This is a genomic window from Nostoc sp. WHI, from assembly GCF_015714725.1.
Classification (GTDB): Bacteria; Cyanobacteriota; Cyanobacteriia; order Cyanobacteriales; family Nostocaceae; genus Nostoc.
The window spans coordinates 1-7075 of record NZ_WBKM01000205.1 but is presented as its reverse complement, the minus strand read 5'-3'; the positions used below and the strand labels follow the sequence as shown (position 1 = coordinate 7075).

At 44.0% G+C, this 7075-nt stretch carries 8 protein-coding genes; all 8 read right to left on the bottom strand.

Going from position 1 to position 7075, the window contains the following annotated elements; translation table 11 throughout:
* Positions 1–964: integrin alpha (locus F8S12_RS20250; protein ID WP_196517879.1), on the bottom strand; the 964-nt coding region annotated here is incomplete at its 3' end.
* A 193-nt stretch (positions 965–1157) separates the two neighbouring features.
* Complete coding sequence (locus F8S12_RS20245; RefSeq protein WP_331001417.1) at positions 1158–1616, bottom strand: DUF4915 domain-containing protein; 459 nt, start codon at positions 1614–1616, stop codon at positions 1158–1160.
* A gap of 918 nt (positions 1617–2534) precedes the next feature.
* Positions 2535–2927 (bottom strand): EVE domain-containing protein, encoded by a 393-nt coding sequence (locus F8S12_RS20240; protein ID WP_331001416.1) that lies wholly within the window; start codon positions 2925–2927, stop codon positions 2535–2537.
* A 76-nt stretch (positions 2928–3003) separates the two neighbouring features.
* Positions 3004–3270, bottom strand: a complete 267-nt coding sequence (locus F8S12_RS20235) for a type II toxin-antitoxin system RelE family toxin (protein ID WP_196517877.1) — start codon at positions 3268–3270, stop codon at positions 3004–3006.
* A complete protein-coding gene (locus tag F8S12_RS20230) occupies positions 3267–3506 on the bottom strand; it encodes a hypothetical protein (RefSeq protein WP_196517876.1) in 240 nt (79 codons plus the stop codon). The genes F8S12_RS20235 and F8S12_RS20230 overlap by 4 nt, the downstream gene beginning before the upstream one ends.
* 264 nt (positions 3507–3770) lie before the next feature.
* Complete coding sequence (locus F8S12_RS20225; protein WP_196517875.1) at positions 3771–5612, bottom strand: hypothetical protein; 1842 nt, start codon at positions 5610–5612, stop codon at positions 3771–3773.
* The gene (locus F8S12_RS20220; protein ID WP_196517874.1) at positions 5609–6154 is read right to left on the bottom strand and encodes a hypothetical protein; all 546 of its coding nucleotides are present in this window, start codon (positions 6152–6154) and stop codon (positions 5609–5611) included. The genes F8S12_RS20225 and F8S12_RS20220 overlap by 4 nt, the downstream gene beginning before the upstream one ends.
* A gap of 21 nt (positions 6155–6175) precedes the next feature.
* Positions 6176–6892: a hypothetical protein gene (locus F8S12_RS20215; protein WP_196517873.1), complete on the bottom strand. Its 717-nt coding sequence runs from the start codon at positions 6890–6892 to the stop codon at positions 6176–6178.
* Between the last annotated feature and the right edge of the window lie 183 nt (positions 6893–7075).

Here is a 7075-nt window from a genome sequence, read left to right as displayed (position 1 = left end):
AGCTATCAATGCCGTTAATCACAAAGCCGTTGCTGCCATTGAGGTCAGAGAGGTTGAGTTGGGCATCAAAGCCACTATTGCTGCCAAAGACCACGTAGCTCTCCCCGGCATAATTCTCACCGTTGGGGTCGGCACGAAATGCCCCGATAATCAGGTCATCAAAGCCATCGCCGTTAACATCCCCCGCACTGCTGACAGAAACGCCTGAGATGTCAAAGCTATCAATGCCGTTAATCACAAAGCCGTTGCTGCCATTGAGGTCAGAGAGGTTGAGTTGGGCATCAAAGCCACTATTGCTGCCAAATACCACGTAGCTCTCCCCGGCTAGATTATTGCCGTTGGGGTCGGCATTAACTGCCCCGATAATCAGGTCATCAAAGCCATCGCCGTTGATATCCCCTGCACTGCTGACAGAAACGCCTGAGATGTCAAAGCTATCAATGCCGTTAATCACAAAGCCGTTGCTGCCATTGAGGTCAGAGAGGTTGAGTTGGGCATCAAAGCCACTATTGCTGCCAAAGACCACGTAGCTCTCCCCGGCATAATTCTCACCGTTGGGGTCGGCACTTGGTGCCCCGATAATCAGGTCATCGAAGCCGTCGCCGTTGATATCCCCCGCACTGCTGACAGATCTGCCTGAGTAGTCATAGCTATCAATGCCGTTAATCACAAAGCCGTTGCTGCCATTGAGGTCAGAGAGGTTGAGTTGGGCATCAAAGCCACTATTGCTGCCAAAGACCACGTAGCTCTCCCCGGCATAATTCTCACCGTTGGGGTCGGCACCATTTGCCCCAATAATCAGGTCATTGAAGCCGTCCCCAATAATCAGGTCATCGAAGCCGTCGCCGTTGATATCCCCTGCACTGCTGACAGAACCCCCTGAGTAGTCAAAGCTATCAATGCCGTTGAGAATAAAGCCGTTGCTGCCGTTAAGGTCAGATAAATTTAAAACTGCATTAGCCATTGTTGTTGATTCTCCTTATGATTTTTTTGTCTTGTTTATCTGCCTGAAAAGGGGAAATTTCCCCTTTTTACTCATCCCATCGTCACCGGAAGAGGCAGGGGGAAAAGGAGCAGGGAGCGGGGGGAGCAAGCCCTTTCCCCCTGCGTGGAATGAAGGGGGGAACATGGGTACAAGCCCCGTCCTAAAAGGACGCTTATACGGGGCGGAGTCCAGAGAGCTTCTCCGTCCCGGTCTTCCCCTCCGCTCCCTGCCCCCTGCCCCTTTTCCTCTTGCTGACCATCCGCCGAATCTCATCACTTTTAAAGCCGATGGCCATTGGAAGGCGCACCCCAGAAAGTGCCACCACATCATATAACTCCAGTACCGCCCCCTCCATTCGCAGAGAATGCAGAATATCCCCACTCCGCAAATCAATCACCAGTAACCCACACCGAGGTTCGACGTTTTTTTGTTGCAATTTCTCATCTAGGGGCAACCCACTAAAAGTCAAGTTGTGCCTTGGCTGAGAAATTCCCACGAACGCAAAATTGCCATGAAATGCAAAACCACGCATATATCCCGGACAAAAAGCCACGGGTTCAAAGCGGTCTCGTTCCAAGTCTACGTAGCCAAAATCTCCTGTCCCAGAGTTGAGAGATGCTTCACCAGATATTTAATATGTAGCTTTTTATCTAATCTTATACATCATTCACTTGACATGATATTAACTTTATCCTTTGTCGGAATATATTTGGTTCACTTATTAAAGTTTCTATGTCAGATGGAGTTCTGTGTGTTTGTTGATGAAAACACATTTTCTTCTTGTCCTACAAATCATTATGTGATAGGGATTTTTGCCAAAATACATAAGTAAATTTTATCAATACAAGCTGAGGACATCCCCGCCTAAACAAGGAGTAAGTTCATCTAAACTTTAAAATGGAGCAACGCGAAAAAGTGAGATCATCGTGAAAAGAGCTTCGGGAGCAGGGGGAGTGAAGAGAAAATTTTAGTATTTTTTACTACCGAATTAGTCTTCAATACACTTATTTCTTTCTCTCCCCCTGCTTCCCCACCTCACTGTTAGAGCATTTCTCCCAGTGCGATCCATGAATTGAAAAGACTTTTCGGCTCTAATTCAACGTATTAGCCCAAAAGTGTAGCGCGACTATATATTGAATGTGACGAATGGCTAAAAATAATAGAGGAATAACAATACTAAAATAATGGTTATACTTACTCCAAAGCAAAAAAAATTGATTCCTCTGTATCAAGAAAAATGGCAAAAAAATATTCTGACCACCGAGCCAATTAACCAAAATAAAGTAGTAAAAATTATTAAAAAAATTTATGCGTTTATTGGTCAATCAGAGCCAAATATTCTTTTTTTTGATAGTCCTTATGCTCTAGTTAAATATATAACGTTCAGAGAAATAAACGAAGATTATTACCAAAATAATCGCATTGCTATACATAATTTTTCTAAATTAGATGGGTCAAGTTTCGGAGAGCGGATCAGAGTATGGTCAAAGAGATTGGAACAAATTCTCAATGTCCCTTTTGAATTGCAAATAGACCTCAAATTGTATAATCAATTTCCTGGTCTGACCACCATTAATTCCTCAGAGCTAAACTTCTCCCTGAGCGTTGATAGCAAGATGGGGTGAGAAAAAGTTTCAACGAATTCCACTATAACTGTTTGCCAGCGCGGAGATTCGGGACTGGATTTCGGATCATAATATTTATTGTTTGGGTCAAACTGAGTGGGGTCAGCAATACCCGTTTTCACTACACGCATTACCCCAGCAATACCAGGAGGATTTGTGTTGGAGTGATAGAAAAAAGCTAAGTCTCCTGGGAGCATTTGACGCAAATAATTACGAGCTTGATAATTGCGAACACCGTCCCAGATAGTTTCGCGCTGCTGCTGAAGGTCAGCGATGCTGTAAACTTCTGGTTCTGACTTCATGAGCCAATAATTCATCTCTGCCAGATTATGAATATATAAACGTATCTCTTCTACTATGCTGTAGGCGATAGCTCTAATTTTTTATTGCTGGTCAACTTTCATCTTTATATACCTCGCTACGATGTCCGACTGACACAACACTTACCAATAAAACATCATCGAAAATATCGTAGATAACGCGATAATCGCCTACTCTAATTCGATAGGAATTTTCTTCACCTTTTAACTTTTTTACTCCGTTGGGACGTGGTTCTATTGCTAAGTCATCTATTTTAGTTTGTATGCGGTCAAGCAATTCTTGAGATAGTTTTATAAACATTTTTCTCGCCCCCTTGGTAAATTTAACTTCGTAGATCACGCTACGTCCTTTTTTCTTTCATTAGCGATTTCCTTTTTCATGTCTTCCCAGGCGATAAGACTATTATTTTCTACATCACTTTTAGCAGCATGATAGGCTATTAAATCGTTTTCGTCCTCTTCCTCTTCTATTTTTTTGAGTAGTGCGTAAATCTCGTCTAAAGTACTGTCATAAGATTGATGTAACAGTACGTTGATTGCGTTGATTAACTGTTCGCGTTCGTGTTCGGTTTTCATTTTTAGACCTCTTTAACTGTTAATCATCTAAATGTAGTGGCTAACGTATATAACAATCCTATCCTACGGACAGTGAAAAGCGGACATTTAACAGACACTTGATAGACACTTGATAGACATTTGGTGTCTGCGGTGTCTGCGGCTGGTGTCCTCCCATGTCTATGCTGTATAAGGCTTTCAAGCTTTAGTGTCTGTAGTGTCTGGAGTAGGCGTGTCCGCGAAAAAAGGGGGTTTTGGGAGTAGACACGCGGACACTCTAAGCGGTTAAATTTGATTGAGCTTGATAACACCCTCGCCTATCCAGTAAGCCTTTTCAGCCCCCACAATTTCATACATCCAGCCCTTGATTTGCTCAACAGTAAATCTTTCACCGTTCACTTTAAAATTGCCCTTAAACTCTCTAACATCAGCTGATATTCGTTCAGTTCTAGTGAGATATTCATACAGCTTTTGCGCCATTGTTGATAATTGTTTCGGTTCAGGTTGGGTGTCACCTGCTTTGTTACCAAGATTGAATTCCAGTTCATAAATCCGCTCTAAAGTAGCTTTGTCGATGGTTGGCGGTTCATTACTGGTCAAAGGTTTATCAAGCCGAAAATCAATTCGCTTGTGGTCAAGTTTAGGCAATTCAATATCAATCCATTGCCCATGCCCAGGTAGCTTAATCCTACCCCTACCACTAGCTTTAGCTTCTGTCGTGATTGGGTCAATAGTTGCGATTAGTTCTACTTCTAACAGTGCCGCATCTCGAAGTTTTGATAATCCTTTGGCTTTAGCTAAAATCTCCATTGTGCGATCATGGGCTACGAACAAAGGAATCATTAATTGTTTGCGAGATTCAGTCATGGCACAGCGAAACCATTTACCAATAAAATCTGGATCTGGCTTCCACTTATCTTCTTCACAATTATTTGGCATTGGCTCAACTATGTTATCTGTCCAGGTCGTAAATTCTTCACAGATAACTGATAGCATCTTGCCGCTATTCCTTAACCGTTCTGTCCATTGCTCCTCAGTTAGCCCACTACGGCGGTAGTCATCATAGCGCTGGCGCATTTCATCCATGTACCACTGCATGAAATCGGCTATTTCTTTGTAGCCAGTAATCAGCCTCACACCTCGCCATTCGACCTGTGTACCATGTGGGTCAAGCGCTACGATGTTCCACCCAGCTTGTACTTTCTTCCAGATAATCTCTCTGGTAGTCCAGGACTTACCAGCACCCATGCCACCAAATATTAAAGTGGGGTAGCCAATGGTGTTGTTAATCCAGCGATATTTGTCACCAGGAGCGATCGCTTGGCTGTCTGCCCCAGTAACCTTGTCGTTGGGGTCAATCGTCCCCGCTAAAGTCTGACTCCCTTGCAGATAGGGCGTTTTCATCTCCCGTAGCTGCTTAATGTAATCTGCCTTCTGTTGCTCGGTCATCCCCGCCGTTTGCGCCTCAAAAATGGCATCAGTTGCCTCCATTTGGGTAACTTCAATTTCCGTGTGGGCGTAAATCTCGGCTTTTTGGATATCAACAGTGCGATCATTGGCGATTAGATCCAAGTCAGCTTGCAATTGGACTTCTGCGATCGCAACATCTCGGTAGCTCTCTAGTAGCTCGGAACGTGCAGCCATCTCTGCCTTTGCAGCATCACGCTTTTGGGCGATGTCTTCAAATATTGCTTTCTGTTTTTCTTCATACTGACAGTGCCTCAGCATCCACCCTGCAAGCGCAAACCCCAGGAATCCACCAAAAGCCCAAAACGGCTTATATGGGTTAGTCGCTTTCACCAGCCCATTTACCCCCATAGCTGGGTTACGCACTATTTGGCGCGGCATTCCTTCTAACTGCCACTGTGACCAATAAAAGGGGGTCATGCGAAATGGTCTGTTATTCTGATCCTGACATACCAATTTTTTCTGGGGAGTCCGAACGCAGAAATAAATACGGTCGCTTGACTCCCCTTTCCACGCCATCGCCGCCGATCCAATACCTACAGTCAAACTCAGCCCAATTGCAACAGCTTTCTTGTCCATTGGCAGACGACCAAACCACAACATTAAACCCGATTGTTGTGACTCAGATAACTGTTTATGTTTGTCGCTTAAATAATTCATTTCCTCTGACTACCACCAAATAGAAAAATCATTAATAGTGCTACGAATATCGCCACACCTGCACCACTGCCCCAACTGGAATAATCCGCAGTTTTGGGCTGATACATTGACTGAATTGAATTATTCGCTGTATCAGTAGAAGTTCTCGCTTCATTCCACTCACTCAGAGGGTAGGATAGCGCACACAATAACGCCAGTGATGCACTGCAACCAGTCATTAAATTAGTAACGAAATTATTGAACCCTTCACCTGTTGCAGTGGCAGTAAAATACAGGTGTGCAGTACCTACAGCTAGGAACATTCCAACGGGGTGAACTTGCAACAGATGAAAAGTAAAAATAACTGCACTATTTAAGCAACTGCCAGCGACAATCTCACAAGTATTACCAGCACGTCTAAATGTTCTACCTCTGTTATTTTCTGGTAATGGTTGCGGTTGTGATGGTTGCTCAATTTTATGTTGCTGTGGAGTCTGTGCCAGCCCTTCATGCAAAAAAGGGCTGACGCTATGAGGATCTTCATTTCGTTTCCTTACTAGCATCAGCCTTACCTAATTAATTGATTATCTGTCGCCTAATTTCTGCCACAAGTTACCCAACATTGCACCCCAACCGCGAACTGTTCCTGTTGCAGAAACACTAGATGCTGGTGCATGATTTTGGGATTGAATTGGTATTACTTCTTGGGGTGTTTGGTTTGGCTCTAATGCTCTTGAACCATACCGCGCACGGGCTAAAAGTTGTTGGCGTTTCTCTCTTAGTCCTGTTGTGATGGCTTGACGTTCAGCTTGTACAACTTGCCTATTTTCTATGCCGCTAATTTTGTTTTCATGCCTCCACAATTCAGCTTGTAAATCATGGTGTAATTGGGCGGCAACTTCGGTTAATGCGTGTTTACGCTTTTGATCAATTCGCAGCAAGTCGGCTCTATCTTGGGCATCTATTTTACTCATCTCGCTGTCAAATTCAGCGTTAAGTTTACGGATTTTACCAATTGCACCCGCAACATGAGAGCCGTATTGTTTACGAAGTTCGACCCAGGTAACTTGTCCTTTGGTCAGCTTCTCCATTGCCTCAAAGACAACCTTGGCGTTGTCCAGAAATGGCTCTAATCTATCAGATAGTTCCTGGGCATTATTGGCATAATCCGCAAACTGTTCGAGCTTATTTATATCGGAGAGATAACCCAATATATCTGCCTCAAATCCTCCCCAGCCAAGCGCTTTCTCATCAATATGGCTTGCATGACCCATTGCCGGATTGCGTATTGCAAAGTCCATTATTTCATCTCCCTAGTGCTGATATTTAAGTTGATTAATCAGAGCCTCCGCAAGTCCAAGATGCTCATCTATTCCTACCGATTCTCGGATGCCTGGGGTAATGCTAGAAGCGTGAGCCATCGCTTGGGCTGTTGAGTTAATCCCGTGCGCTGCTGTCTCGGCTACTATGAGATTTTTCACCAC

What these genes read in the sequence shown, in the direction of transcription:
- F8S12_RS20240 (WP_331001416.1), bottom strand. Translation starts at nt 2,927, where the DNA reads ATGAATTATTGGCTCATGAAGTCAGAACCAGAAGTTTACAGCATCGCT.
- F8S12_RS20230 (WP_196517876.1), bottom strand. Translation starts at nt 3,506, where the DNA reads ATGAAAACCGAACACGAACGCGAACAGTTAATCAACGCAATCAACGTA.
- F8S12_RS20225 (WP_196517875.1), bottom strand. Translation starts at nt 5,612, where the DNA reads ATGAATTATTTAAGCGACAAACATAAACAGTTATCTGAGTCACAACAA.
- F8S12_RS20220 (WP_196517874.1), bottom strand. Translation starts at nt 6,154, where the DNA reads ATGCTAGTAAGGAAACGAAATGAAGATCCTCATAGCGTCAGCCCTTTT.
- F8S12_RS20215 (WP_196517873.1), bottom strand. Translation starts at nt 6,892, where the DNA reads ATGGACTTTGCAATACGCAATCCGGCAATGGGTCATGCAAGCCATATT.